The 23,846-nt window shown below is 71.0% G+C and carries 24 protein-coding genes and 1 pseudogene; 20 read left to right on the forward strand and 5 right to left on the reverse strand.

The annotated features are described in order from the left end of the window. Positions 1-80 precede the first annotated feature (80 nt). The gene (locus tag HUT06_RS02490) at positions 81-335 is read left to right on the forward strand and encodes a hypothetical protein (protein WP_176194207.1); all 255 of its coding nucleotides are present in this window, start codon (positions 81-83) and stop codon (positions 333-335) included. Positions 336-344: 9 nt separating this feature from the next. Then, positions 345-1,142, forward strand: a complete 798-nt coding sequence (locus HUT06_RS02495; RefSeq protein ID WP_176194208.1) for a hypothetical protein — start codon at positions 345-347, stop codon at positions 1,140-1,142. 122 nt (positions 1,143-1,264) lie between these two features. On the opposite strand, the gene HUT06_RS02500 is transcribed toward HUT06_RS02495, so the two are convergent. Next, the gene (locus tag HUT06_RS02500; RefSeq protein ID WP_176194209.1) at positions 1,265-1,459 is read right to left on the reverse strand and encodes a hypothetical protein; all 195 of its coding nucleotides are present in this window, start codon (positions 1,457-1,459) and stop codon (positions 1,265-1,267) included. Positions 1,460-1,543: 84 nt separating this feature from the next. On the opposite strand from HUT06_RS02500, the gene HUT06_RS02505 reads away from it, so the two are divergent. Continuing rightward, positions 1,544-1,804, forward strand: a complete 261-nt coding sequence (locus HUT06_RS02505; RefSeq protein ID WP_176194210.1) for a hypothetical protein — start codon at positions 1,544-1,546, stop codon at positions 1,802-1,804. 7 nt (positions 1,805-1,811) lie between these two features. Here the strand turns inward: HUT06_RS02505 and HUT06_RS02510 are convergent, their stop codons facing one another. Further along, entirely contained in the window at positions 1,812-3,062 is a 1,251-nt protein-coding gene (locus tag HUT06_RS02510) for an MFS transporter (RefSeq protein WP_254714937.1), read from the reverse strand. A gap of 83 nt (positions 3,063-3,145) precedes the next feature. Here HUT06_RS02510 and HUT06_RS02515 point away from each other — a divergent pair, with 83 nt between their 5' ends. The 11 genes from HUT06_RS02515 to HUT06_RS02565 all read left to right on the forward strand — a co-directional run bounded on the left by HUT06_RS02515 (position 3,146) and on the right by HUT06_RS02565 (position 15,029). Next, positions 3,146-3,514: a DUF488 domain-containing protein gene (locus HUT06_RS02515; RefSeq protein ID WP_176194211.1), complete on the forward strand. Its 369-nt coding sequence runs from the start codon at positions 3,146-3,148 to the stop codon at positions 3,512-3,514. 296 nt (positions 3,515-3,810) lie between these two features. After that, positions 3,811-4,467 (forward strand): DUF4360 domain-containing protein, encoded by a 657-nt coding sequence (locus HUT06_RS02520; RefSeq protein WP_176194212.1) that lies wholly within the window; start codon positions 3,811-3,813, stop codon positions 4,465-4,467. Positions 4,468-4,568: 101 nt separating this feature from the next. Further along, a complete protein-coding gene (locus HUT06_RS02525) occupies positions 4,569-5,222 on the forward strand; it encodes a DUF4360 domain-containing protein (protein ID WP_176194213.1) in 654 nt (217 codons plus the stop codon). A 159-nt stretch (positions 5,223-5,381) separates the two neighbouring features. Then, on the forward strand, positions 5,382-6,758 hold the full coding sequence (gdhA, locus tag HUT06_RS02530) for an NADP-specific glutamate dehydrogenase (protein WP_176194214.1): 1,377 nt from the start codon (positions 5,382-5,384) through the stop codon (positions 6,756-6,758). A gap of 316 nt (positions 6,759-7,074) precedes the next feature. Then, a complete protein-coding gene (locus tag HUT06_RS02535; RefSeq protein ID WP_176194215.1) occupies positions 7,075-8,760 on the forward strand; it encodes a thiamine pyrophosphate-binding protein in 1,686 nt (561 codons plus the stop codon). A gap of 300 nt (positions 8,761-9,060) precedes the next feature. Further along, positions 9,061-9,312 (forward strand): hypothetical protein, encoded by a 252-nt coding sequence (locus HUT06_RS02540; RefSeq protein WP_176194216.1) that lies wholly within the window; start codon positions 9,061-9,063, stop codon positions 9,310-9,312. Between the two features lie 36 nt (positions 9,313-9,348). Continuing rightward, positions 9,349-10,497, forward strand: coding sequence for a zinc-binding dehydrogenase (locus HUT06_RS02545; RefSeq protein ID WP_176194217.1), 1,149 nt, complete (start codon positions 9,349-9,351; stop codon positions 10,495-10,497). A 10-nt stretch (positions 10,498-10,507) separates the two neighbouring features. After that, positions 10,508-11,734, forward strand: coding sequence for an ABC transporter substrate-binding protein (locus HUT06_RS02550; RefSeq protein ID WP_176194218.1), 1,227 nt, complete (start codon positions 10,508-10,510; stop codon positions 11,732-11,734). 15 nt (positions 11,735-11,749) lie between these two features. Continuing rightward, positions 11,750-12,544, forward strand: coding sequence for a class II aldolase/adducin family protein (locus tag HUT06_RS02555; RefSeq protein WP_205719173.1), 795 nt, complete (start codon positions 11,750-11,752; stop codon positions 12,542-12,544). Beyond that, positions 12,544-13,809: an amidohydrolase family protein gene (locus HUT06_RS02560; RefSeq protein ID WP_176194219.1), complete on the forward strand. Its 1,266-nt coding sequence runs from the start codon at positions 12,544-12,546 to the stop codon at positions 13,807-13,809. The genes HUT06_RS02555 and HUT06_RS02560 overlap by 1 nt, the downstream gene beginning before the upstream one ends. Then, positions 13,809-15,029 (forward strand): cytochrome P450, encoded by a 1,221-nt coding sequence (locus HUT06_RS02565; RefSeq protein ID WP_176194220.1) that lies wholly within the window; start codon positions 13,809-13,811, stop codon positions 15,027-15,029. Before HUT06_RS02560 ends, HUT06_RS02565 begins: the two co-directional genes overlap by 1 nt. On the opposite strand, the gene HUT06_RS02570 is transcribed toward HUT06_RS02565, so the two are convergent. Next, positions 15,030-15,767 (reverse strand): FadR/GntR family transcriptional regulator, encoded by a 738-nt coding sequence (locus HUT06_RS02570; protein WP_176194221.1) that lies wholly within the window; start codon positions 15,765-15,767, stop codon positions 15,030-15,032. It abuts the gene before it with no gap. A 97-nt stretch (positions 15,768-15,864) separates the two neighbouring features. Here HUT06_RS02570 and HUT06_RS02575 point away from each other — a divergent pair, with 97 nt between their 5' ends. The 4 genes and pseudogenes from HUT06_RS02575 to HUT06_RS02590 all read left to right on the forward strand — a co-directional run bounded on the left by HUT06_RS02575 (position 15,865) and on the right by HUT06_RS02590 (position 19,401). Then, positions 15,865-16,269 carry an acyl-CoA thioesterase gene (locus HUT06_RS02575; protein WP_368407021.1) on the forward strand — a complete coding sequence of 135 codons (405 nt, stop codon included), beginning with the start codon at positions 15,865-15,867 and terminating at the stop codon, positions 16,267-16,269. Continuing rightward, positions 16,248-17,221: pseudogene (locus tag HUT06_RS45510) on the forward strand (IS630 family transposase); the annotation flags it as partial. The gene HUT06_RS02575 and the pseudogene HUT06_RS45510, both read left to right, overlap by 22 nt. 236 nt (positions 17,222-17,457) lie before the next feature. Further along, the gene (locus tag HUT06_RS02585; RefSeq protein WP_176201096.1) at positions 17,458-18,684 is read left to right on the forward strand and encodes an IS110 family transposase; all 1,227 of its coding nucleotides are present in this window, start codon (positions 17,458-17,460) and stop codon (positions 18,682-18,684) included. A gap of 180 nt (positions 18,685-18,864) precedes the next feature. Continuing rightward, the gene (locus HUT06_RS02590) at positions 18,865-19,401 is read left to right on the forward strand and encodes a hypothetical protein (RefSeq protein ID WP_176194223.1); all 537 of its coding nucleotides are present in this window, start codon (positions 18,865-18,867) and stop codon (positions 19,399-19,401) included. A gap of 536 nt (positions 19,402-19,937) precedes the next feature. Here the strand turns inward: HUT06_RS02590 and HUT06_RS02595 are convergent. Beyond that, on the reverse strand, positions 19,938-20,954 hold the full coding sequence (locus HUT06_RS02595) for a saccharopine dehydrogenase NADP-binding domain-containing protein (RefSeq protein ID WP_176194224.1): 1,017 nt from the start codon (positions 20,952-20,954) through the stop codon (positions 19,938-19,940). 74 nt (positions 20,955-21,028) lie between these two features. Between HUT06_RS02595 and HUT06_RS02600 the strand changes: the two genes are divergently transcribed. Both HUT06_RS02600 and HUT06_RS02605 read left to right on the forward strand, forming a co-directional pair. Beyond that, the gene (locus HUT06_RS02600; RefSeq protein ID WP_176194225.1) at positions 21,029-21,922 is read left to right on the forward strand and encodes an AraC family transcriptional regulator; all 894 of its coding nucleotides are present in this window, start codon (positions 21,029-21,031) and stop codon (positions 21,920-21,922) included. A 162-nt stretch (positions 21,923-22,084) separates the two neighbouring features. Beyond that, complete coding sequence (locus tag HUT06_RS02605) at positions 22,085-23,308, forward strand: hypothetical protein (protein WP_176194226.1); 1,224 nt, start codon at positions 22,085-22,087, stop codon at positions 23,306-23,308. An 88-nt stretch (positions 23,309-23,396) separates the two neighbouring features. Here HUT06_RS02605 and HUT06_RS02610 read toward each other — a convergent pair whose 3' ends face one another. Continuing rightward, the gene (locus HUT06_RS02610; protein WP_176194227.1) at positions 23,397-23,804 is read right to left on the reverse strand and encodes a RidA family protein; all 408 of its coding nucleotides are present in this window, start codon (positions 23,802-23,804) and stop codon (positions 23,397-23,399) included. Positions 23,805-23,846: the final 42 nt, after the last annotated feature.

A 23,846-nucleotide genomic window follows, 5' to 3' on the forward strand; every position in this document is an offset into this window, starting at 1 on the left:
GCCGGTCATTCGTGCCGGGCCGCGAAGACTTGACCCGGCGGAAGTCGACTTCCGGGGCCGGCTGCGGGAGGGTCTTCCCCATGCATTCACGAATTCGTGCCGCCGCCGGTTCGTCCGGACCCGCCGGCTGGCTGCTGGCCTTTCTCGGCGCCCGCGAGCAGTCGCTGCGCACCCACACCGGACTCGCCGCCGGACCGGCGGAATGGCTGCTGGTCTTCCTGGAGGTCGAGCGCACCGAGCTGGCGGCCCGGCGGCGTCCCGCCGCCGCCGTGCTGCCCCGCCGCGACCGGCACGAGGAGTCCCCCTTCGGCCGCCTGACCGCCCGCAGCGCGTAGGGGACGGCCATGACCCTCGAGATGCTCCTCGCCGCCCTGATCGGCGGCGCGATCGGCCTCGCCGAACTGGTCGCGCGCTACCGCGACAAGCCCGTCTCCGCCGCCCTGTCTCCCGGCGGCCTGCTGTTCGTCTTCGTCAACGCCAGCGCGTCCATCGTCGCGCTGATCGCGATCACCGCCGCCGGCTGGACGTTCGGGCTGCCGGACACCACGCCCCTGGCGAGCATCATGGTCGTCCGGGTGATCGCCGCCGGGCTCGGGTCCGCGGCCGTGCTGCGGATGTCGTTCGCCCCCGCGCAGAGCCAGGCCGCCGGCACCGGTCCCGTCTCCCTCCTCAACGGCATCCTCCGGCTCACCGACGGCGAGCTGGAGCGCAAGCGCGCGCTCAGCAGGCTGTCGCACAACGACCTGTCCGGGCTGTCGTTCGAACGCGACCACGCGGCCCTCGCCGAGCTGTGCTGCCACCTGATGCGCGAGTTCGACCTGGCCGAGGCGCAGCGGCTCGGCGGCCTCGCCGCCGAGCTGAGCAGCCGCGACGACCTCACCGACGCCGACAAGCTGGACTGCTGGGGCCTGGAGCTGACCCGGCTGGTCGGCGAGCGCGCCCTCCGGCAGGCCGCGCGGCGGCTGCGCGACCGCCCCCGGGACGAGCCCCGCCCCGCCGAGCCGGCCGAGCCCGCCCCGGCGCCCGACACCGACCACCTGGTGGAGACCGTGCCGCCGCCGCGGTCGCCCATCGCCAAGACCTCCCGGCTCGCCGCGAGCACGGGCGGCCGGACGGAGCGCAAGTCGTTCAGCGACATCTGACATCCCGGGAGATACCGGTGCGTCCCGCCAGCGGGCGCACCGGTATTTTTCGCACCGGTATTTTTCGCGGAAAGGCGCACCTTTCCCCCTTTTCGTCGGGCGCACCATTCCGGCGGGACGGGCTATTTCGACCGGAGGGGCCCCGGGACGGAATCAGCTTCGTCCCGCTCCTCCAGGGTCGCCGCGATACGGTGCAGTGCCTCCGCCAGCGAGACGAGCGCCTGCACCTGGGCGGCCGCCATGAGATTCCCCGGGGAGGGATCGGCGGCCTGCGCCTCCGCGGCCGCGTCGCACGCCTGCTGGCTCCACCAATGCACGCGGCGATCCTATTCGACACGGCGAATGCGGCACCCGCCGCCGCGCCGCGCCATTACCGACACCGGAATTGAAAGGTCAGGAACATGAACTCAGCACCGCGCGCGGCGCCGGGCGCCGCCGACCGGAGACCGCCGCGCTGGGCCGGGAAGCCGGTGTCCCGGCTGACCGTCGGCGAACTCGCCGAGGCCCTGGAGTACCTGGAGCGGCACCGTCCCGACGACGACGTCCTCGGCCGCGCCCTCGCCGGCGAGTTCGCCCGGCGCACCGCCGCCGCCGAGTTCGCGCGCCGCGCCTCCGCGGCCCGGCCGGACGCCCCGGAACCGCCGCGCGACCCCGTCCCGTGACGGGCTCTCAGCCGGCGGACGCCGGCTCCACCGTGCCCTCGCCGGCGGTCTCCCGGGCGCTGCCGCCGCCCCGCCGCGCCAGCAGCGGGACGCAGAGGAACACGGCCGCGCCCATGACGAGGAAGTACGGCGCCGTCCCGGCGTCCAACAGGAACCCGCCCGCGAACGGGCCGAGGAAGAAGCCGAGCTGACGTACCTCCGACAGGCCGAAGTAGGCGCCCTTGTGCTCGTCGGACGCCATCTCGTGGACGGCCATGTCGGGCATCGGCAGCAGGATGCCCTCGCCGACCGTCCAGAAGACGATCCCGGCGTACAGCCAGGCCAGGCCGGACGGGCTCGCCCAGAAGCAGGCGAACGCGAGCGTGAAGTTCGCCGCCCCCAGCACGGTCATGGCGGTGCGGCCGACCCGGCCCGACACCCGGTCGATCGGCAACTGGAAGGCCAGTGCCAGCACGGCGTTGGTGATGAACAGGACGGCGAAGTACCCCTCCGTCCGGTCGCCGTACTGCGCCTTCATGTACAGCGGGATCATCGACTCGAGCTGCGAGAAGACGAAGAACACCACGATGCCGCCGGCGACGACCGCCAGGAGCCGCCGGTCCCGGAGGGTCGCCGCCAGGGACTCCCGCGCCGAGGCTCCGGACCCGTGCCCCGTCCGGCCGCGCGGCTGCAACGCGCGCAGATCGCGGTTGCGCACCAGCACCAGGACCAGGTACGACGCGTAGAAGAACGCGGGCACGGCGAAGAACGCCACCGGGCCCACGTGGTACAGCGCGCCGCCGATCGCGGGCCCGCCGATGGCCCCCGCGCACAGCGTCATGTACCGCACCCGGAACATGCGGCCCTCGTCGTCGGCCGCGTGCGACAGCAGCTTCTTCGCGCCCGGCTCCACCATCAGCCGCGCCACGCCCAGCATCAGGAACAGCACCACGATCGGCGCCGCCGCGCGGACCGTGGCGAGCAGCGCGTACACGGCGACGTAGCAGACCAGCCCGGCCCGCATCAGCGGTACCGCCCCGAGCCGGTCGACGACCATCCCGCCGAGCAGGCCGCCGAACGCGGCGACGAGCGCGACCGCCCCCACGACCGCGCCCACGGCGGGCTTGCCGAAGCCCGTGTGCTCGCTCAGGTACAGCGGCGCGAACGGCATCGCCGCGAAGAACGCGAGCGAGTTCAGCAGCGCGCCGCCTTCGAGCAGCCGCTGTACTGGAGTGAGCCGCCATAACGGCGTCCGCGTCGCGTCCCTCGCCTCCGCCACGCGGCGACACTACGGCCCGCCACCGACAGAATCCGCGCATCACGGCGGCGGGCCGGGTATAGGACGGACGTGAGGAGGTCCTGATGGCAGGGAGCACGCAGGTCAGGCTGCGCAGGGTGTACGACGCGGCGTCGTCCGAGGACGGCAAGCGGATCCTGGTCGACCGCGTATGGCCGCGCGGGCTGTCCAAGGACAAGGCCCGCCTGGACGAGTGGGAGAAGGACGTCGCCCCCTCGACCGAGCTGCGCAAGTGGTACGGCCACGACGTGGACAAGTTCGAGGAGTTCACCGACCGCTACGACGCCGAGCTGCGCGACCCCGACCGCGCGGCCGCCCTCGACCGGCTCCGCGACCTCGCCGCGCACGGCACGATCACCCTGCTCACCGCGACGAAGGACATCGACCACAGCCAGGCCGCCGTCCTCGCCGGCCGCCTGCGCGCCTCCGGCTGACCACCGCTCGCCGCCCGCCGCTCGCCGCCCGCCGACTCGCCCGCCCGCCGACTCGCCGCCCGCCGGCCCGCCGCGCGGGCGCTCTGAACGGCGCGTTGAATTTGCGACGCGACTTGATGGAACGATCCCTTTTAAAGGAAAGTTTCATGGACGTTCCATTGTCGCTGCTGGGCCGCAGAGAGCGCCTTCCATTGGCCCGCTCCATTAAGTCGGCAGCCTGTTGAAAAGTGCGGATTGACCCTCTGAGCTGGCAAGTTTACGCTCCCTTTGCGCAGGCTCCAGCGAGGAGGAATCGCATGCGTAAAGGGATTGCCGTTTCCGCCGCCGCCGCAATTGCCGGGATGTCGGTGGCGGTCGCGACCGCCGTGCCGGCGTCCGCCGCACCGCTCCGGCACGGCCCGGACGGCGTGACGATCGAGATCGCGACCGTCAACGGGTCGGGGTGCCCGGCGGGGACCGCCGCCGTCGCCGTCTCCGACGACAAGGAGGCGTTCACCGTCACCTACAGCGAGTACATGGCGCAGGCGGGCGGTTCCTCGGCGCCGACCGACTTCCGCAAGAACTGCCAGATCAACATGAAGGTGCACGTCCCGCAGGGCTTCACCTATGCGATCGCGTCCGCCGACTACCGCGGCTTCGCGTGGCTGGAGCCCGGCGCGAGCGCGATCGAGAAGGCGAGCTACTACTTCCAGGGGATGCCGCAGACCTCCGCCCTCTCGCACACCCTGAGCGGCGAGTACGCCGACAACTGGCAGTTCACCGACACCAACGACGTGGCGCAGCTCGTCTACAAGCCGTGCGGCGAGGAGCGCAACTTCAACATCAACACCGAGCTGCGGGTGCTCAGGGGCACCTCCGACCCGTCGAAGACGAGCTTCATCTCCATGGACTCGACCGACGGAACCATCAAGACCACCTACCACTTCGCCTGGAAGCAGTGCCCCCCGTGGTGACGAGCCCGTGGTGACCAGCCCGTGGTGACCAGCCCCGCGGTGACGAGCCCGTGGTGATCACCCCGCGGTCGAGGAGCCCCGAGTAAGAAGGAGAACGACCGATGCGCAAAGGACTGTCCGTGCCGGCGGCCTGCCTGGCCGCCCTCGCGCTGCCGCTGTCGGCGGCCCCCGCCGCGGCCGCGGACGCCGCCGACCCGCCGCCGTCCGACCGGATCGTCATCGACGTCCTCACCGTGAACGGGTCGGGCTGCCAGTCCGGCACCGCCGCGGTGGCGACGGCGAGCGACAACACCGCGTTCACCGTGACCTACAGCGACTACCTGGCGCAGGCCGGCGGGAACTCCGACCCCACCGACTTCCGCAAGAACTGCCAGATCAACCTGCGGGTGCACGTCCCGCAGGGCTTCACCTACGCGATCGCCGGCGCCGACTACCGCGGCTTCGCCTACCTCGCGGACGGCGCGTCCGGCATGGAGAAGGCGAACTACTACCACCAGGGCATGGCCCAGACGACGCCGGTCAGCCACACGATCAAGGGCGCGTACTCGGACAACTGGCAGTTCTCCGACCGGACGCCCGTCACCGAGCTGGTCTTCAAGCCGTGCGGCGAGGACCGCAACTTCAACATCAACACCGAGCTGCGGGTCTACCAGGGCAGCTCGGACGCGGCGCAGACCAGCTTCATGGCCTTCGACTCGACCGACGGCGGCGTCAAGACCACCTACCACTTCGCGTGGAAGCGGTGCCCCGCCTGACCGGATCGTCCCCGCGACACGCCGGGCCGCGTCCCCGCCCAGGGAGGACGCGGCCCGGCGCCTTGTCAGCGAGGGACGGGTTCCGACCTGCGGACAGGCGGTCTCAGGCGGTGAAACACAGGTTTTAGAGTGGAGGGGACCGAAGGAAGGAACCACACCATGCCACTGGCCCCCCGTCTGCCGGCGCCACCCGAGACCCTCGCCATCCTGGAGGAGTCCTATGACAGGGTCCTCCACCGGGATCCGGGCGAGCCGGAGTTCCACCAGGCCGTCCACGAGGTGCTCGAATCCCTCGGCCCGGTGCTGGCGGCCCGGCCGGGGCTGGCCGCCGCCAAGATGGTCGAGCGGATGATCGAGCCGGAGCGCCAGATCATGTTCCGGGTGCCCTGGCAGGACGACAACGGCGTGATCCACGTCAACCGCGGCTTCCGCGTCGAGTTCAACGGCGCGCTCGGGCCGTTCAAGGGCGGGCTCCGCTTCCACCCGACCGTGAACCTCGGCATCGTGAAGTTCCTCGGCTTCGAGCAGATCTTCAAGAACGCGCTCACGGGCCTCGGCATCGGCGGCGGCAAGGGCGGCAGCGACTTCGACCCGCACGGCCGCTCCGACGAGGAGGTCATGCGGTTCTGCCAGTCGTTCATGACCGAGCTGTACCGCCACGTCGGCGAGCACACCGACGTCCCCGCCGGGGACATCGGCGTCGGCGGCCGCGAGATCGGCTACCTGTTCGGCCAGTACCGCCGCGTCACGAACCGCTGGGAGGCGGGGATGCTGACCGGCAAGGGCGCGCTGTGGGGCGGCTCCGCCGGCCGGACGGAGGCGACCGGCTACGGCAACGTCATGTTCACCGCCGAGATGCTCCGCCGCCGCAACGAGGACCTGGACGGCCAGCAGATCGTCGTGTCCGGGTCCGGCAACGTCGCGATCTACACGATCGAGAAGGCCCAGCAGCTCGGTGCCAACGTCGTCACCGTGTCCGACTCCAGCGGCTACGTCGTGGACGAGAAGGGCATCGACCTCGACCTGCTCAAGCACGTCAAGGAGGTCGACCGGGGCCGCGTCTCCGACTACGCCGAGGCGCGCGGCGCATCCGCCCGGTTCGTCCCCGGCGGCCGGGTATGGGACGTCCCGGCCGACATCGCGCTCCCGTCCGCGACCCAGAACGAGCTGGACGCGGAGGCCGCGCGCATCCTCGTCCGCAACGGCGTCAAGGCGGTGTCCGAGGGCGCCAACATGCCGACCACGCCGGAGGCCGTGCACATCTTCCAGGACGCGGGCGTCGCGTTCGGCCCGGGCAAGGCCGCCAACGCCGGCGGCGTCGCCGTCAGCGCCCTGGAGATGCAGCAGAACGCCAGCCGCGCCTCCTGGTCCTTCTCCCGCGTGGAGGAGGAGCTGTCGACGATCATGACGAACATCCACGACACCTGCTACGAGACCGCCGAACGCTACGGCGCCCCCGGCGACTACGTCGTCGGCGCCAACATCGCCGGCTTCGAGCGCGTCTCCGAGGCCATGCTCGCCCAGGGCCTCATCTAACCGGCCCCACCCAGGGACGGGCGCCTTCAACGGCGAGGGCCCCGCCCCCGACGGCCGCTCCCCCCGCGGCCCCCTTCCGGGCACTCCGCCCACTTTCCCCCTCTGCGATCACGCGCTCAGCCCTCGGTTGACGACGTCCCGACGCAGCGCGGCGCTTCCGCAACGTCCTTCGCGACGCCTCTCGCCCCGGCTCCCCACGCCCGCCGCGCACATGCGGCATGCCTTCGCACCGGCACAGGCCGGGGCCTTCCACTGGCCAAATGAGCCTCATCGGACCCTTGACTGAATGCTTTCTTTTATAAGATAGTCCCTACCAGTGCCGAGAGTGCTCTGGGAGGCGCGGATGCGGGTGGCCGAGGCGGTGGCGGGGGTGCTCGCGGCGCACGGGGTCTCGTGCCTGTTCGGAGTGCTCGGCGACGGGAACCTGCCGATCGTGGACGTGCTCGTCCGCGCGCACGGGGCCGACTACGTCGCGGCGGCGCGCGAGGACGGGGCCGTGCTCATGGCCGACGGGTACGCGCGGGCCGGCGGACGGCTCGGGGTCGCGACCGTCACGCACGGGCCGGCGCTGACCAACGCGGTGACCGCGCTGACGGAGGCCGCGCGGGCCCGGACGCCGCTGCTGCTCGTCGCCGCCGACACCCCGCCCGGGGACCTGCGCAACCCGCAGGCCATCGACCAGGAGGACGTGGTCCGGCCGACCGGCGCGGGCGTGCAGTGGGCGCACTCGGCGGAGTCGGCCGTGGCGGACGCCGTGCGGGCGGTGCGGCGGGCGTTCACCGAGCGGCGGCCGATCGTGCTGAACGTCCCCACGCCGCTGCTGGAGCGCGAGGCCGGAAACGGCCCTGGAACGTTCCGCGAGGAGGAGACCCCCGCACCGCTGCCGAGGGCCGAGGAGGTCGCGCGGGTCGCGGAGCTGCTCGGGAAGGCGGAGCGTCCCGTGATCGTGGCGGGCCGGGGCGCCCTGCACGCGCGGGAGGAACTCGTCGCACTGGGCGCGCGGACGGGCGCCCTTCTGGCCACCACGCTGAAGGCCAAGGGCTTCTTCGCAGGTGAGCCGTTCGATATCGGCGTATGCGGCGGCTTCGCCACGACGCTCGGACGGGAGCTGATCCGCAAGTCGGACCTGCTGCTGGCGGTCGGCGCGTCCCTGAACTCGTTCACCCTGGACGGCGGCCGGATGCTCGCCGGGAACCCGGTGATCGTCCACAACGACGTCCGTCCCGAGGCGTTCGAGACGCCCGCCGACCTGCGCGTCCTGGGCGACGCCGGGGCGCTGGCCGCGATGCTCGCCGACACGGCCGAGCCCGGGACCGGCTGGCGGACGGACGGCACCGCGAAGCGGCTGGCCGACTACGTCTACGGCGGCGAGTACCCCGACGGCGGCGACGAGACCGGCCTCGACCTGCACACCGTGGTCGCCGCGCTGGAGCGGATGGTCCCGCGCGAGCGGACGGTGGTGGTCGAGGGCGGGCACGCGGCGCTGTCCGAGCCGTCGCGCGGGCTGTCGGTGCCCGACCCGCGGGGCTTCGTGTTCCCGGTGAACTTCGGCTCGATCGGGCTGGGCCTCGCGTCCGCGATCGGCGCCGCGACGGCGCGGCCCGAACGGGTGACGCTGGCCGTCACCGGGGACGGCGCGCTGATGATGAACCTCGCCGAGCTGGACACGGCGGTGCGCCGCGGCCTGCGGCTCGTGGTCGTCGTCATGAACGACGCCGCGTTCGGCTACGAGTACCACAACATGCTGCACCGCGGCATGGACACCGGCCTGTCGCTGATCCCGCGGCCCGACTTCGCCGCGGTGGCGCGGGCGTTCGGGGCGCGGGCCGCGACCGTCCGGACGCCCGGTGAGCTGGACGACCTGAAGGGACTGATCGCCGACCCGTCCGGCCCGGTGCTCGTCGACGCCCGGTTGACCCGGGCGGTGCGGACCCGGTGGTTCGCCGAGCACGAGAACGGGCTCGATCCCGCGGATCCGGACTTCCGGCCGCGCTACCGGTAAGGAGGCACATGTTCACTCGAATGGACCAGGGCACCCGCGAGCAGTGGCTGCACATCCGCGGGGAGACGCTGAAGACGCAGGAGCAGGCGCCAGAGCGGGTGCTGCCGATGCTGGCCGCGCTCGCGGCGTTCACCGACGGGTACGCGGTCGACCAGCTCCAGCACTCGCTGCAGACGGCGGCGCACGCGGAGGCGGCGGGCGCGGACGACGAGCTGGTCGTCGCGGCGCTGTGCCACGACATGGGCAAGGTGATCTCCACGGCGAACCACGCGGCGGTCGCGGCGGATCCTGCGGCCGTACGTGTGCGAGGAGGTCTACCGGATCATCCACGCGCACCAGACGTTCGAGGCCGCGCACTACGGCGAGCACTTCGGCTGGGACCCGGCCGAGCGCGAGATGTTCCAGGACGAGCCCTGGTACGCCGACGCGATCAGGTTCGCCGACGAGTGGGACCAGGTCGCGTTCGACCCCGGCTTCGACACGCCGACGCTGGAGCACTTCGCGCCCCGCGTCCGCCGCGTGTTCGGCGGAACCCGGACCATCACCAAATGACCCGGACCATCACCAAATGACCCGGAGTGTCACCAGATGACCAGAGCGGGGGCGGCCCGCGCCGTGCTCCAGCGGGCTCCGCGCACCCTCGACCTCGTGGAGCTGCCGCTTCCCGACGTCGGCCCCGACGACGCGCTGCTCGCCGTGGAGGCGTGCGGGATCTGCGGGACGGACGTCGAGGAGTACAGCGGCGCGCTGCTCGACACCATCGGCCCGACCTCGCCGTTCGTCCCCGGCCACGAGCCGGTCGGGCGGATCGCGGCGATCGGGGCGCGGGCGGCGGTGCGCTGGGGGCTCGCGGAGGGCGACCGGGTCGCGGTCGAGCCGGCGCTGCCGTGCGGGGCGTGCCGGGACTGCCGGACGGGCCGGTACGTGCTGTGCGCCGGCTGGGAGCACTTCCCGATGAGCTACGGGTTCGTCCCCGCCAAGATCCCGCCCGCGCTGTGGGGCGGGTTCGCCGACCGCATGTACCTGCATCCGAACAGCGTCCTGCACCGGCTGCCGGACGCGGTGGACCCGGCGGTCGCCGCCACGTTCAACGCGCTCGCCGCCGGCGTCGAGTGGGCGGTCGAGGTGCCCGGCACCCGCGCCGGCGACTGCGTGGTCGTGCTCGGCGCCGGGCAGCGCGGGCTGGCCTGCGTGCTGGCGGCGCGGGCCGCGGGCGCCGACCCGGTGATCGTCACCGGGCTGGCGGCCGACCGGCACAAGCTGGACCTGGCGCTGGAGCTGGGCGCGACCGCCGCCGTGGTGGCCGACGGCGGCGGCGTCCCGGAGCGGATCCGGGCGCTGACCGGCGGCGTGCCGGTGGACGTGGTGGTCGACGTCGCGTCCGGCGACCCCACGACCGTGCTGGACGCGATGGCGATCGTCCGGCCCGGCGGGACGGTGGTCCTCGCCGGGCTCAAGAACGGGCGGCCCGTGCCGGGCTTCACCAGCGACGACGTGGTCCTGAAGGGGCTGCGCGTGCAGGGCGTCCGGGCGGCGGGGCACGCCTCGTTCCGCCGGGCGGTCGCGCTGATCGCGGCGGGCGACCGCCCGCTGCACCGGCTCGTCACGCACACCTTCGCCCTCCCGGACGCGGCGCAGGCCATCGAGACCCTCGCCGCCCCGGGCGGCGGCCCGAACGGCGCGGTCAGCGTCGTGATCACACCCGATCCCGTCCCCCCGCCTCCACCCCACCCCTAGGAGGGACCCCATGGCAGGAAACTTCCCGAGGCCGCGCGGTAGAGCGGGCAGGGCCGCCGTGCTGGCGACGGCGCTGCTGCCCGCGCTCGCGGCCGCCGCGTGCGCGTCCGGCTCCGGCTCCGTGCAGGCCGACGACGGCACGATCGTCATCGGCATGGACCAGGACACCTCCGGCGGCGCCGCCGCCTACGCCGGGATCGTCGGCAAGACGATCAAGGACGCGGTCGCCGAGGTCAACGACAAGGGCGGCATCGGCGGCAAGAAGCTCAAGCTGATCGTCAAGAGCGACGACAACGACGCGACGAAGGCGCCGACCGTCGTCCGGCAGCTGCTCAGCCAGGGCGCGCAGGCGATCATCATGAACTCCGGCGGGCAGTCGGTGCTGCAGGTCCAGGCCCTGCTCAAGCAGCAGAAGGTGCCCGCCATCGCGCCGGTGAACATCACGCCCGGCATCGGGGACGGCCCGAACTCGGCCTACACGTACTCGCTCGCGAACCCGACCGAGGACTTCGGGAAGGTCTACGCCGAGGCGTTCACGAAGGCCGGGTACAAGCGGCTCGCCCTGTTCAAGGACGACAGCGCGTCCATCGCCGGGATGGAGAAGGCGCTGATGACCCCGATCAAGGAGGCGGGGATCCAGGTCGTCGCGACGGAGACGGCGCCGGTCGACACCAGCGACGTCACCGCGCAGGTCACCCGGATCAAGCAGGCGAAGCCGGACGCGATCCTCGTCGCGGCGCTCGGCGGGCAGATGGAGGTGCTCGTCCACAACACGACGCACCAGCTCATCCCGGACGCCGACCGGTTCTCGCTCGCGTCCATCGGCAACCAGCCCGACCTGTGGAAGCAGGCCAAGCCGGGCGCGCTCGACAAGCTCGTCTTCGTCGGGTCGATCACGCAGGAGAACGAGAAGACGGCGGCGCTGGCGAAGTTCCTGTCCGGCAAGCGCGGCGGCGAGGCCGGCGTGACGGCCTACGACGCGCAGGCGTACGACGCGATCGGGATGCTCGCCAAGGCGATCGAGCAGGCCGGGTCCAAGCCGGACGGCGAGGCCATCAACAAGGGCCTGGAGAAGGTGTCCGGGTACCCGTCGTCCTTCGGGCAGAAGGGCTACACCCTGTCGTTCAAGCCGGGCAAGCACAGCGGCACCGACGGGCTCTGCGGCCTCATCCTCATGCAGTTCGAGAACAGCCAGCCGGGTCGGCAGTGGCCGGTGTACCAACCGGCCTGCGGCTGACAGATGGGAGGAACCGTGACATTGGACGTCGGGCCTCGCCCCGCGCCGCGACCGGTCGCCGGAGGCGCCGCCGAGTGGACGCCCCGGGTGATGCCGCCGATCGGCAGGGACCTCGACGACCGGCAGAAGCTGGCGTGCGCGTTCCGCATCCTCGGGCGGTCGGGGTTCAGCGAGAACATCGCGGGCCACATCACCGTCCGGGTGGACGGCACCGAGGACCTGCTGATCAACCCGTGGGGCCTGTGGTGGGAGGAGATCTCCGCGTCCGACATCTGCCGGGTGTCGCCGGACGCGGAGGTCCTGGACGGCAAGTGGGACGTCACCCCCGCCATCCACATCCACACCGAGCTGCACCGCCGCCGCCCCGACGTGCGCGCCGTGGTGCACAACCACCCGTACTACGCGACGGTGCTCGCCGCCCTCGGCGTCCTGCCGGAGTTCCTGCACCAGACCGGGTCGATGTTCGACGGCGACCTGGCCTTCGTGGACGAGTACACCGGCGAGGTCGCCACCGCCGACCTCGGCGCCGACCTCGCCGACCGGATCGGCGACAAGTCGGTGGTGCTGCTCGCCAACCACGGCGTCATCGTGACCGGCCCCTCCGTGGAGGAGGCGACGTACCGGTCCGCGACCCTCGACCGGCAGTGCCGGCTGATGTACGACGTGCTGGTCTCGGGTCGCGATCACACGCTCGTGGCGCCTAGCCTGCGACGCAGCATGAAGGCGTCGCTCCTCGAACGCGGAACCGACTTCTTCTGGAACGGGGCGGTGCGCGCACTGCTCCGCGACCACCCGGAGGTGGTGGACTGATGAGCATCAACATCGACGACCTCGCCGCCAACACGAGCTTCACGACCGGCGGCAAGGGCGCCGAGGGGCCCACCTGGCTGCCGGAGCCCGAGCGCCGCGACCGCAAGTACACCGTCATCTCCGTGGACGACCACATCGTGGAGCCGCCGAACACCTTCGAGGGACGCATGCCGGCGAAGTTCGCCGACCGCGCCCCGAAGGTCGTGGAGCGCGACGGCGGCGCCGAGGTGTGGGTGTACGACGGGCAGGACTTCCCGAACGTCGGCTTCAACGCGGTCGTCGGGCGTCCCGTGTCGGAGTACAGCTTCGAGCCGTCCCGGTTCGACGAGATGCGGCGCGGCGCGTGGGACATCCACCACCGCATCAAGGACATGGACCTCGCCGGCATCTACGCGTCGCTGAACTTCCCGTCGTTCCTGCCGGGGTTCGCGGGGCAGCGGCTCCAGCTCACCACGTCCGACAACGAACTGGCGCTGGCCTCGGTACGGGCCTGGAACGACTGGCACCTGGAGGAATGGGCCGGCTCCTACCCGGACCGGATCATCCCGTGCCAGATCCCGTGGCTGCTCGACCCCGAACTCGGCGCGGCGGAGATCCGCCGCAACGCCGAGCGCGGCTTCAAGGCGGTGACGTTCTCCGAGGCGCCGCAGAAGCTCGGGCTGCCGTCCCTGCACACCGGCTACTGGGACCCGATCATGCGGGCGTGCGCGGAGACGGGCACGGTCGTGAACCTGCACATCGGGTCGTCCGGGACGTCCCCGGCGACGGCCGACGACGCCCCGCCGGACACGGTCGGCGTGCTGTTCTTCGGGTACGCGATGTTCGCCGCCGTCGACTGGCTGTACTCGCTGCTGCCCGTCCGCTTCCCGGACCTGAAGATCTGCCTGAGCGAGGGCGGCATCGGCTGGGTCGCCGGTCTCATGGACCGGCTCGACCACATGCTCAGCTACCACGACATGTACGGGACGTGGACGAAGGACATCGGCCTCACCCCGGCGGAGGTCCTCAAGCGCAACTTCTGGTTCTGCGCCGTCGAGGACCAGTCGTCGTTCGTGCTGCGCGACCGCATCGGCGTGGAGAACATCCTGCTGGAGAGCGACTACCCGCACTGCGACTCGACGTGGCCGGACACCCAGACGGTCATCGAGTCGGAGATCGGCGGCCTGCCCGAGGCGGACGTGCGCCGCTTCACCTGGCAGAACGCGGCGGAACTGTACCGGCACCCCGTCCCGGCCGAAGTCCAGGCCGACCCGAACGCGTTCTGATGACGATCATGCGCCCGTCGGGCTCCAGCGCCTCCGGGGAGTACGACCCGTTCTCCCCGGAGGCGCTGGAGGCCCCGGCCGCCGCCCACCGCACGCTGCGCGAGAAGTGCCCGGTGCACCACCACGCGGGTTTCGGCGACAACGGCTTCTACACGCTGTCGCGGCACGCCGACGTCGCCGCGTTCTTCGACGACTGGGGCCTCTGGTCGTCGAAGTGGGGCCAGGGCCCGATCTACGTGCGGGAGGGCGGGCTGAAGTCCGACCCGCCGGAGCACACCGTCTACCGGAAGCTGGTGACGTCGGCGTTCACGGCCCGCCGCACCGCCGCGCTGGAGGACTGGATCACCGCGACCGCCGGCGACCTGGTCGACGGCTTCGCCGCCGGCGGCCGCGCCGACCTGTGCGAGGCGTTCGCGGTGCCGCTGCCCGTCCTGGTGATCGCGAAGATCCTGGGCGTGCCGTCCGCCGACCGGGCCGACTTCAAGGCGTGGTCGGACCAGTTCATGGCCGGGCAGAACGCCGCCGACCCGACCGTCCAGGGCGCGGCCCGCGCCAAGATCGACGCCTACTTCGGCGGGATCCTGGCCGAGCGCCGCGAGACCTTGGGCTCGGGCGGCCCGGAGGCACTGCCGGACGACCTGCTCACCGCCCTCCTCACCGCCGAGAACGACGGCCGCCCGTTCACCGACGAAGAACTGCTGCCGCTCATCCTGCTGCTCCTGGTAGGAGGCAACGAGACCACAACGTCCCTCATAGCGAACGCGGTGTGGCGCCTCCTGGACCTCGGCCTATGGGAGGAGGTCCGAGCGAACCCACACCTGCTGGACGCGGCCGTAGAGGAGAGCCTCCGCTACGACCCGCCCGTCCTCGGCCTGTACCGCACCAACACCCGACCGGTCGTCCTGCACGGTGTGGAGATCCCAGAGAACTCCAAGGTGCAGGGCCTCTACGCGTCCGCCAACCGGGACCCTGGCGCGTGGGAAGACCCCGACACGTTCCGCCTAGACCGTGACCTGAACGACCTACGCCGCCGGCACCTCTCCTTCGGCGTCGGCCAGTACTTCTGCCCCGGTGCTGCACTAGCCCGCCTGGAAGCACGCATCTCTCTGCGTCTCCTAGGCGAGCGCCTGCCCGGCCTACGCCTGGACGGCGAACCGACCCGCGTCGACTCCTTCATGATGTGGGGCCCGTCGTCGCTGCCGATCGCCTGGTCGGTGTGACTAGTTCAGGACGTGGCACTGGGCCGCGGTCAGGTGCCGCCGCGCGGCGCGTTCGGCGCCCGCAGCGTCGCCTGCCGCGATCAGCTTGATCAGCCGGTGGTGCGCCCGCACCCCGTCGGAGCGCTGGTCGAGCCCGGGGAACTCACCGCGCCCGGCGGCGGCGCCCGCCCACTCCTGCTCGGCGGTCGTCCACAGCCGTTCGAGCGCGCCCACCGCGACCGCCATCGCGGCGTTCCCGCACCCGAACACGAGCTGCGCGTGGAACTCCCGCGCCGCCCGCACGAACCCGATCAGGTCGTCCAGGTTGGCCTCGACGTCCCGCTGCGCGGCCTCCAGCGTCGGGATCACACTGCTCTCCCGGTCGGGACGCTCGGCGCAGAGCCCCGCGCACACCGGCTCCAGCCGCACCAGCGCGACCGCGATGTCGTCGGGCGCCGACTGCCGCGACCGCAGCACGAGGTCGATGGCCTGCGCGGCCGTCTCCGTCCGCGGCACGTGCACGACCGCGCCGCCCTTGTTGCCGCGCAGCACGGTGATGAGGCCCTCGGACTCCAGGATCCGCAGCGCCTCCCGCATGGACGGCTTGCTGACCCCGAACTCGGCGAGCAGGTCGTCCTGCGGGCCGATGACCTCGCCGTCGGCCAGCTCGCCGCTGACGATCCGCTCGCGCAGGACGGAGGCCACCATGTCGGCGAGCCGGGGCTGCCGGATGCGCGCCGGGCGCGTTCCGTTCACCATTCCCCCGGTGATGAGTGAGATGGGCCGAACGGCCCTTAACATCTAAATCTTAGCATCTGCAAAGGGAGCAACCGTGCCGGACGAACCGCTGCACCGGGTGACGTTCCGCCTGTCGTACGGCGACTGCGATCCCGCCGGGATCGTCTACTACGCCAACTACCAGCGCTGGATGGAACGCACCCACACCGAGTGGTGGTTCCTGCAGGGCCTGCGCTTCGACGACCTCCCGTCCCGCCTGGGCGTGGCGGTCGTCACCCGCGCCGCGTCCGCCGAGTACGAGCGCACCATCACCCTCTTCGACCAGATCGAATGCCGCCTCTACGCGACCAGCGTGGGCCGCACCTCCTTCACGATGCGCGGCGACTTCATCCGCGAGGACGGCACCCGAGCCAGCACGGCCACCCTCACCCTCGTCTGCGTAGACCCGCACATGCCGGAAAAGGCCGTTCCCGTCCCCCCTCCGATGCGCCGCCTCCTCCGGTCCGGGTCCGCCGGGCGGTGATCGTCCAGGCGTCGGCGGCCGGGACGCCGGCCCCGGCGATCGCTCGGCTGGTCGCCGCCCATGAGGACACCGTCCGGGACGTGATCCACGACTTCAACCAGCGAGGACCGGCCTGCCTGGACCCTAACTAGGCGGGAGGCCGTCCCCGCCGCATCACAGGCGATGCCCCCGCGTTCATCATCCAGACGGCCCGAACGCGCCCGACCAGGCTGGGCCGCCCGTTCACCCGCTGGAGCGTCCGCAAACTCGCCGACCACTGCACGAGCACGGCATCACCTTCCAGCGCACCCGCACCTGGAAGACCTCCAACGACCCCGACTTCGACACCGAACCCGACCGGATCGAGGAGGTCACGACCCGGTTTGTGGACCGGTGCTTCGCCTTCGATCAGTTCGGGCCGCTGTCGATCAGGCCCTGCCACGGCAACGGCTGGGCCGAGCAGGGGCGGCCCGACCGGTTGCCGGCGACCTACCGGCGCACCCACGGTGTCCGCTACTTCCACGGCTGCTACTCCCTCGGGGACGACACCCTGCGGGGCATCACCCGCCGCGGCAAGAGCGGCGCCAACACCCTGGCCGCGCTGAAGTCCATCCGCGCCGCCCGCCCCGGACGGCGCCCCGGTCTACGTCATCCTGGACAACCTGTCTGCGAACAAGACACCGCAGATCAGAGCCTGGGCGGCCCGCAACAACGTCGAACTGTGCCTCACACCGACCTACGCCTCGCGGGCAACCCGATCGAGGCCCAATTCGGGCCGCTGCGCACCTTCGTGATCGGCAACTCCAGCCATCCCAACCACACCGTGCTCGCTTGGGAGATACAGGCCTACCTGCGCTGGCGCAACGCCAACGCCCGCCATCCCGACGTGCTGGCCGCCCAGCGCCGCGAACGCGCCCGGGTCCGCAGCGAACGCCGGCAACGCCGGGGACGACCCCGCCCCAAGGCCGCCTAATGGGAGCTGCGGGGTCGTAGAGACTCGGTAGCCGTAGCCGCCAGCAGGTGAGCACTCTCGCCGCCGGAAGCGTCCGACTTCTGTGGTCAGACCGTGCCCCTGCTGGCCGGCCGGGAGGCCAGACCGTTGATGGGGTGGCGTGCCCGCCGATCGGGGCGTGAGCACTAGATCCATTAGGCCGCGTGCCGCGCCTTCCGCAGGCTGCAAGGAGCGAAGTACCTGACCAGGAGGACGAGTTGCTGCTGATCGGCGATGACTGGGCCGAAGACCACCATGATGTCGAGATCCAGGACGAGGCCGGCCGGAAACTGGCCGCCGCGAGGCTGCCTGAGGGTGTGGAGGGGATCGCCAAGCTGCACGAGCTCGTCGCCAAGCACGGCGGCGGGGACCTTGACGCCGCCGAGGTCGTGGTCGGGATCGAGACCGACCGCGGCTCGTGGGTGCAGGCCCTGATCGCCTCCGGCTACCGCGTCTATGCGATCAATCCCCGGCAGGTGGCCCGGTTCAAGGAGCGGTACGCCTCCTCCGGCGCCAAGAGCGACAAGGGCGACGCACACGCACTGGCCGACATGGTCCGCATCGACCGGGCCCAACTGCGGCCGGTGGCCGGGGACAGCGCCCAGGCCCAGGCCGTCAAGGTCGTCGCCCGCGCCCACCAGACCCTGATCTGGGAACGCACCCGCACCTTCCAGCGGCTGCGCAGCATGCTGCGGGAGTACTTCCCCGCCGCCCTGAACGCCTACGCCGGCCTGGCCCTGACCAGCACGGACGCACTGGAACTGCTGATCAAGGCACCCACACCGGCAGCCGGGGCCAAGCTGACCCGCACCCAGATCACCGGTGTCCTGGCCCGCGCCCGCCGACGCGACCGGGACACCAAAGCGGCCGCGATCCAGACCGCGCTGCGCCAACGACAGCTCGGCCTGCCCGAGCCGGTCACCGCCGCCTACGCGGCCACCGCCACCGCCCACGCCCATCTGATCATCGCGCTGAACGCGCAGATAGCCGCGATCGAGGAGCAGGTGAAGGCCCATTTTCGAACGCACCCGGACGCTGAGATCTACCTCTCGATGCCCGGCATCGCGGAGATCACCGGCGCCCGGGTGCTCGCCGAGTTCGGAGACGACCCCACCCGCTACGCCTCCGCCAAAGCGCGCAAGAACTACGCCGGCACCAGCCCGATCACCCGGGCATCCGGCAAGAGCCACACCGTCCAGGCCCGCTACGTCCGCAACAACCGCCTCGCCGACGCCCTGCAGACCCAGGCGTTCTCCGCCCTGCGCGCCTCCCCGGGCGCCCGCCGTTACTACGACAAGCAACGGGCCCGCGAGACCGGCTACAACCCCGCCCTGCGCCAGCTCGGCAACCGCCTCGTCGGCATCCTCCACGGATGCCTCAAGACCCGCACCCTCTACGACGAAGCAACCGCCTGGTCACACCACACCCAATCCCACGCCGCTTGACACCCAAACGACATGGGGTGTCTGACCAGACCCGGTGAAGGTTCGTGGTCACCGCACCAGCCGTACTCGGTCATGATCTTGGTGACAGTCGGGTGATGGGTGGCTCAGTTCTCGCGCTGCCATCGTCGATGAACCTTGTGGTGCCTTGCCGCGTCCCATCCCCAAAGGTGAGAAGGGGCGGTGGGGGATGTGACGCGCGGGCAGCGGTTGTCGATAGGGGCGACGTCGAAGAGTTGGACCATCTTCTGGGCACTGCTGGCACCTCTTGCTCTCGTACCGCCGGTCATCTCGCTCGTCTTGGTGCTGATCGGGCAGGGCACCGCGGCTTTCGTGTTGCTGGCCTTCCCCGTTGTCGTCGGTCCGGCCGTGCTGGTGCGGGGCCTTGCAGAGCGTCGGAAGGCGTTCTGGCTGGACGGGCCCGTGCTCATCCAGCGACGGGTAGTACGCGGATACGCGGAATGCGATCTACGCACCGCCCGATTCACGTTGCACAGGTCAGCGATGACCATGAGCGGTCGGCCGGAGCCCCGCTTGCTGATCGTCCGCCCTCCCGGCCAAGCGGCGATCCGCCTGCCGCTCGGAACCTCGGATGATCCCCTGCGCCCTCCTCCCCCGCACGAACTCGAAGCCCTGATTCGCGCCGTCTCAGCAAATCGCACCGACCCCAACGCCCCGGGAATCGTCCGCCGCCTGGGCCAGTTGGCCGAAACCTGGTAGTGCGGAGCCGCAGGATTTCGGCGCGGCCGTCATTACCTCACCGCCGGCGGCACTGCCGGCCGACCGTCCCGGAACGAGGGGTCCATCCACTCCGCGACCTTCTCCGGCGACGGCTTCCGTTTGGCCGAGCGCCACACGCGAAAGAACACCACCACGTAGGCCGCAGACAGCGTCACCGCGCGCCGTACTCGATGTCGTGCTTCTCCCCCAGGATCGAGGGAGAACGCCGGGGTCGAGATCGTTGCAACCAGCCCGACCAGCCATGCAGCACACGCCATCGCTCGAACTCGGCGGCGCCTAGCTGTACTTGGCCATGATCTCGGTGAGACCGATTCGTGCCTGCCCCGCCGGATGATCTGCAGCAGCCGGCGCCCCTCGTCCTCGGTTGACTGCCGCGCTCTGACCGGTTCTGCCACCAGCCCGGCCTCCCCTCTCGACAACGACCCGTCGCCATCAAGGGCGAAGCCGATCAACTCCCACAACCCGGACCCGGCCCGGCGTGTCACCCAACCCGGCGAACGTTCGTGGTCACCGCACTAGCTGATCTTCCAGGTGACTCCGCCGGGGGCGAGGGCGTCCAGGAACGAAGCCGCCGGGAGCACCTCGGCAGGCGCCCGGACCCCGGCAGGACCGTTGAGCCTGAGCGTGCCCTCGGCGGCGATCGCCGCGGTCGTGCCGTACGTGTCGAAGCCCTGGGCGATCCCGGTGGCGCGGCGGCCGTCCGAGGTGGTGGCCACCACGACGACCGTCCACCGCTGCCCCTGACGGGCGACGGCGTCCGGGCCCTCGGGGAACGCGTTGACGGCATCCTCGGGCACGGTCGCGCCGGAGAACCGCGCGGCAAGATCGGCCTCGACGAACCCCTGGACATGCTCGACCTGGACGTGCCTGGGAATGCTGGCGATCTCCGGCAGCGCGAACCTGGCCATCGCCACAGCACCCTGGCCGGGGAACTCCAGCTCGGCGAGCCGGGGCGGGGCATCGGCGCGCCACTCGCCGCCTTCATAGACGAGGCCGCCGGACTTGACGACGTCCGCCGTCCCGAGGAGCGACCGCATCGAACCGCGGGACATCCCTCCGCCGCCGGTCGCCGAGTGCCCGGTGAGAACCTCGTGCAGCGGCTCGCCCAGATGATCGGCCAGGAGGCGGGCGAGGAGGTCTCCGGGAACACCGCCGTCGGTCATCGCGGGCGTGACGATCACTCCCGCGCGCCGCGCGTCCTCCGAGCAACTGTCGTATATGCGCTTGATGTGGAGCTGCTCGCCCGAGGTGTCGACGTAGTGGCACCCGGCGGCGATGGCGGCGCGGACGACGGTCGTCCCCGCCGGAGTGAACGGCCCCGCGCAGTTGACGACCGCGTCCACGCCCCGGAAGGCGGCGACGAGCTCGTCATGGTCGATCCCGGCGGTACGGGTCTCGCGGCCCGCGCCGACGCCGGCGAGCCGCTCTGCGTTACGCCCCACCAGGACGACCTCGGCATCGCGCCGCTCCAGCTCGTCGAGGACGAGCCTGCCCTGGTAGCCGTAGGCGCCGTAGATTGCGATCTTCTTCATGGGTTCGAACCTAGAGGCCCGGTATGAGATCGTGAATAATCAATTGTCTCGCTTGGATACGTGATCGTCTCATCATGGACGTGCTCAGTGACGTGATCGCCTCCGTCCGGACGGGCCTCCCGCATTCGGCCCGCTCCGCCAAGCGGGCGCCCTGGGGTGGCTGGTTCCAAGCCTCGTCCGCCGCCGGGTTCCACGTGATGCTGGACGGGACGGCCTGGCTGGTGCCGCCGACCGGCGAGCCGGTGCCGGTCGGTCCCGGCGAAGTGGTGTTCCTGCCCCAGGGCAGCCCCCACGGCCTGACCGACGACCCGTCCAGGCCGCTGCAGTCCTACGAGCGGGTCGCCCTGAACGAGGTGATCGCTGTGGAGGACGACAGCGCCGACGCGGTCACGCTCTGCGGGGCATACCGAACAGACCGGGCACACTCACACCCACTCCTCGACGACCTGCCCGAGATCATTCATCTCCCCGCCGGGACCGGCCGGCATCCACGCCTCCAGGCCGCGATCGACCTGCTCGCCGCCGAGATGGAGTGTCCCGGGCCCGGCACCGACGCCGCCGTCCCGGCCCTACTCGACACGCTGCTGCTCTTCATCCTGCGGGCCTGGTACGAGGAGCAGTCGGACGCCGGATGGGCCGGCGCCCTCGGCGACCCCGGCGTCAGCACGGCGCTGCGCGCCATGCACGACGACATCGCGAGGGCCTGGACGGTCGAGGAACTGGGCAGGACGGCAGGACTGTCCCGGGCGGCGTTCGCGCGCCGATTCACGGCCCTGGTCGGACGCCCGCCACTCGGCTACCTCACCTGGTGGCGCCTGACGACGGCGGCGCGCATCCTGATCCGCGAAGACGTACCCCTGGCCGCGATCGCAAAACGCGTCGGATACGCCTCGGAGTACGCCTTCGCCAACGCCTTCAAACGCGAGTTCGGCACACCTCCAGGCCGCTACCGCTCCAGCCACCGCTGAAGAAACGGCGGCACATCCATCGCTGCAAAAATGTGATGCCGCAGCAGTACTCAACAGCTTACGATCTTGGCCCGGAACTCTTTCATGCACTGTTTCGGAGAGGGCGGGATCGTGAATCGTTTAGGAAGATGGAGGGCGGTACTGGTCGCGCTGGCGGCCGTCATGCTCGGATTCTCGGGCCTGGCGTCACCGGCCGTCGCCGAAGTATCGCCGACAGCTTGCGGTCCGTGGCTGAAAGCGCTGGACCTGCCGAGCGAGAAAATCCACTCGGGGGGAGAGGCGCAAGGCGTCCTGAAGGTGAGTTGCCCGTCACCGGTTCCGCTCGTCGTGGCGCTGACGTCCGCGGACACGTCCTGGGTGAGCGTGCCGGAAAGGGTCGTGGTGCCGGCCGGAGCAACCGAGGCGGCCTTCCCGATCCGCACGCACCAGCCGGACTACATCTACGGTGACCTCCCCGTAGCACTGACGGCGAAGCTGCGCGGCCGGACGCTGACGCAACCGGTCACCCTGCAACCCGGACTGAAGTTCGTCGACTTCGGCGACCGCACCTCGGTCTACAGCGGCGACGACGTATTCCTCACCGTCGGCATCAACGGCACGGCGCCCGAGGGCGGGATGGTCATCTCGTTGGAGAGCGACAACCCAGCCCTGAAGCTCCCGGCCAGCGTCAAGATTCCCCGCGGTGCCCTCGGCATCGGCGTTCCGCAGGTGAAGAGCACGCGCATTCCAGAGGACGCGGACGCCACCGTGACCGCCAAGCTTCCAGGCCAGAGTCTCAGCGCCACCATCAAGCTGCTCGCGTGGAACTACGACCCCGGCGACTGGAGCTTCACCGGACCGGCCGAGACGTACGGCGGGGTCTACTACAACATGACCCTGAACCTGCCGAACCCGGTGCCGCATGGCGGAATCACGGTCACCTTCAGTTCCGACAACCCGAAACTCCAGTACCCGCCCAGCCCTCGGCAGTACCCGGAGGGTTACACCGGAACATCTCAGGTCCAGGTCTCGATGCCGCCCGATATCGACGGCGACGTCACCATCACGGCGAATATCGAGGGTGTGGGGACCCGGAGTCATACCGTGCGGGTGCATCCCGGTCTCGTCGGGTTGGACGTCGAACCGATGCTCATCACGGGCGGGGAGCCTTTCGTGGCCACCGTCCGCCTCGGGACGGCCACGAGCGTGCCGATCACCGTCCAGCTCGAAAGCAGTGACCCGGTGGTCCAACTCCCCGCCGAGGTGACCATCCCGGCGGGCCAGTCTTCGGCCACCGTCCAGGGGACGACGTCTGCGGTGAGCGACTTCGCGTCCTCCACCCTCACGGCACGACTCCCGAACGGCAGTACCTGGGAGACCACCGTCTTCCTGGATGCCGCGTCCTGACCGCCCACCGGCCCTCGGGCTTCCTGCCAGTCCAGGAGGTCCGAGGGCCGAACACGGCAAGAGCGCCCGCCGCTGAGCACGTCCTGCGTCAGTCGATGACCGCTGCGACGGCCTCGATCTCCACCAACTGGTCGTGGTAGCCGAGGACGGTCACGCCCATCAGGGTGCTGGGCACGTCGTGGTCACCGAACGCGTCGCGCACGACCTGCCAGGCCGTCACCAGATCCTCCTGGCGGGTGGACGCGACGAGGACCCGCGTGCTGACGACGTCCTCCAGTGAGGCACCGGCGTCCGCAAGGGCGGTTCGGAGGTTATCGACGCACGTGGCCGCCTGCCCCGCGTAGTCGCCGATCGCGGCCGTGGAGCCGTCCGCGTTGAGCGGGCACGACCCCGCGAGGAAGATGAGCCGCGCCTCGGCGGGCGCGGTGGCCGCGTACGCGTACTCGGCGACGTCCGAGAGCGACGCGGAACGAATCAAGGTGACGGCACGGGCCATGAAGACTCCCCTAGAGATGACCAGCGGTCTCGCGATCGTCTC

It is taken from the genome of Actinomadura sp. NAK00032, from assembly GCF_013364275.1.
Classification (GTDB): Bacteria; Actinomycetota; Actinomycetes; order Streptosporangiales; family Streptosporangiaceae; genus Spirillospora.

Bases quoted from the DNA above. Each gene is read 5' to 3' on its own strand.
- HUT06_RS02490 (WP_176194207.1), top strand. From the start codon at position 81: ATGCATTCACGAATTCGTGCCGCCGCCGGTTCGTCCGGACCCGCCGGC.
- HUT06_RS02495 (WP_176194208.1), top strand. From the start codon at position 345: ATGACCCTCGAGATGCTCCTCGCCGCCCTGATCGGCGGCGCGATCGGC.
- HUT06_RS02505 (WP_176194210.1), top strand. From the start codon at position 1,544: ATGAACTCAGCACCGCGCGCGGCGCCGGGCGCCGCCGACCGGAGACCG.
- HUT06_RS02515 (WP_176194211.1), top strand. From the start codon at position 3,146: ATGGCAGGGAGCACGCAGGTCAGGCTGCGCAGGGTGTACGACGCGGCG.
- HUT06_RS02520 (WP_176194212.1), top strand. From the start codon at position 3,811: ATGCGTAAAGGGATTGCCGTTTCCGCCGCCGCCGCAATTGCCGGGATG.
- HUT06_RS02525 (WP_176194213.1), top strand. From the start codon at position 4,569: ATGCGCAAAGGACTGTCCGTGCCGGCGGCCTGCCTGGCCGCCCTCGCG.
- gdhA (WP_176194214.1), top strand. From the start codon at position 5,382: ATGCCACTGGCCCCCCGTCTGCCGGCGCCACCCGAGACCCTCGCCATC.
- HUT06_RS02545 (WP_176194217.1), top strand. From the start codon at position 9,349: ATGACCAGAGCGGGGGCGGCCCGCGCCGTGCTCCAGCGGGCTCCGCGC.
- HUT06_RS02550 (WP_176194218.1), top strand. From the start codon at position 10,508: ATGGCAGGAAACTTCCCGAGGCCGCGCGGTAGAGCGGGCAGGGCCGCC.
- HUT06_RS02560 (WP_176194219.1), top strand. From the start codon at position 12,544: ATGAGCATCAACATCGACGACCTCGCCGCCAACACGAGCTTCACGACC.
- HUT06_RS02565 (WP_176194220.1), top strand. From the start codon at position 13,809: ATGACGATCATGCGCCCGTCGGGCTCCAGCGCCTCCGGGGAGTACGAC.
- HUT06_RS02570 (WP_176194221.1), bottom strand. From the start codon at position 15,767: ATGGTGAACGGAACGCGCCCGGCGCGCATCCGGCAGCCCCGGCTCGCC.
- HUT06_RS02595 (WP_176194224.1), bottom strand. From the start codon at position 20,954: ATGAAGAAGATCGCAATCTACGGCGCCTACGGCTACCAGGGCAGGCTC.
- HUT06_RS02600 (WP_176194225.1), top strand. From the start codon at position 21,029: ATGGACGTGCTCAGTGACGTGATCGCCTCCGTCCGGACGGGCCTCCCG.
- HUT06_RS02605 (WP_176194226.1), top strand. From the start codon at position 22,085: ATGCTCGGATTCTCGGGCCTGGCGTCACCGGCCGTCGCCGAAGTATCG.
- HUT06_RS02610 (WP_176194227.1), bottom strand. From the start codon at position 23,804: ATGGCCCGTGCCGTCACCTTGATTCGTTCCGCGTCGCTCTCGGACGTC.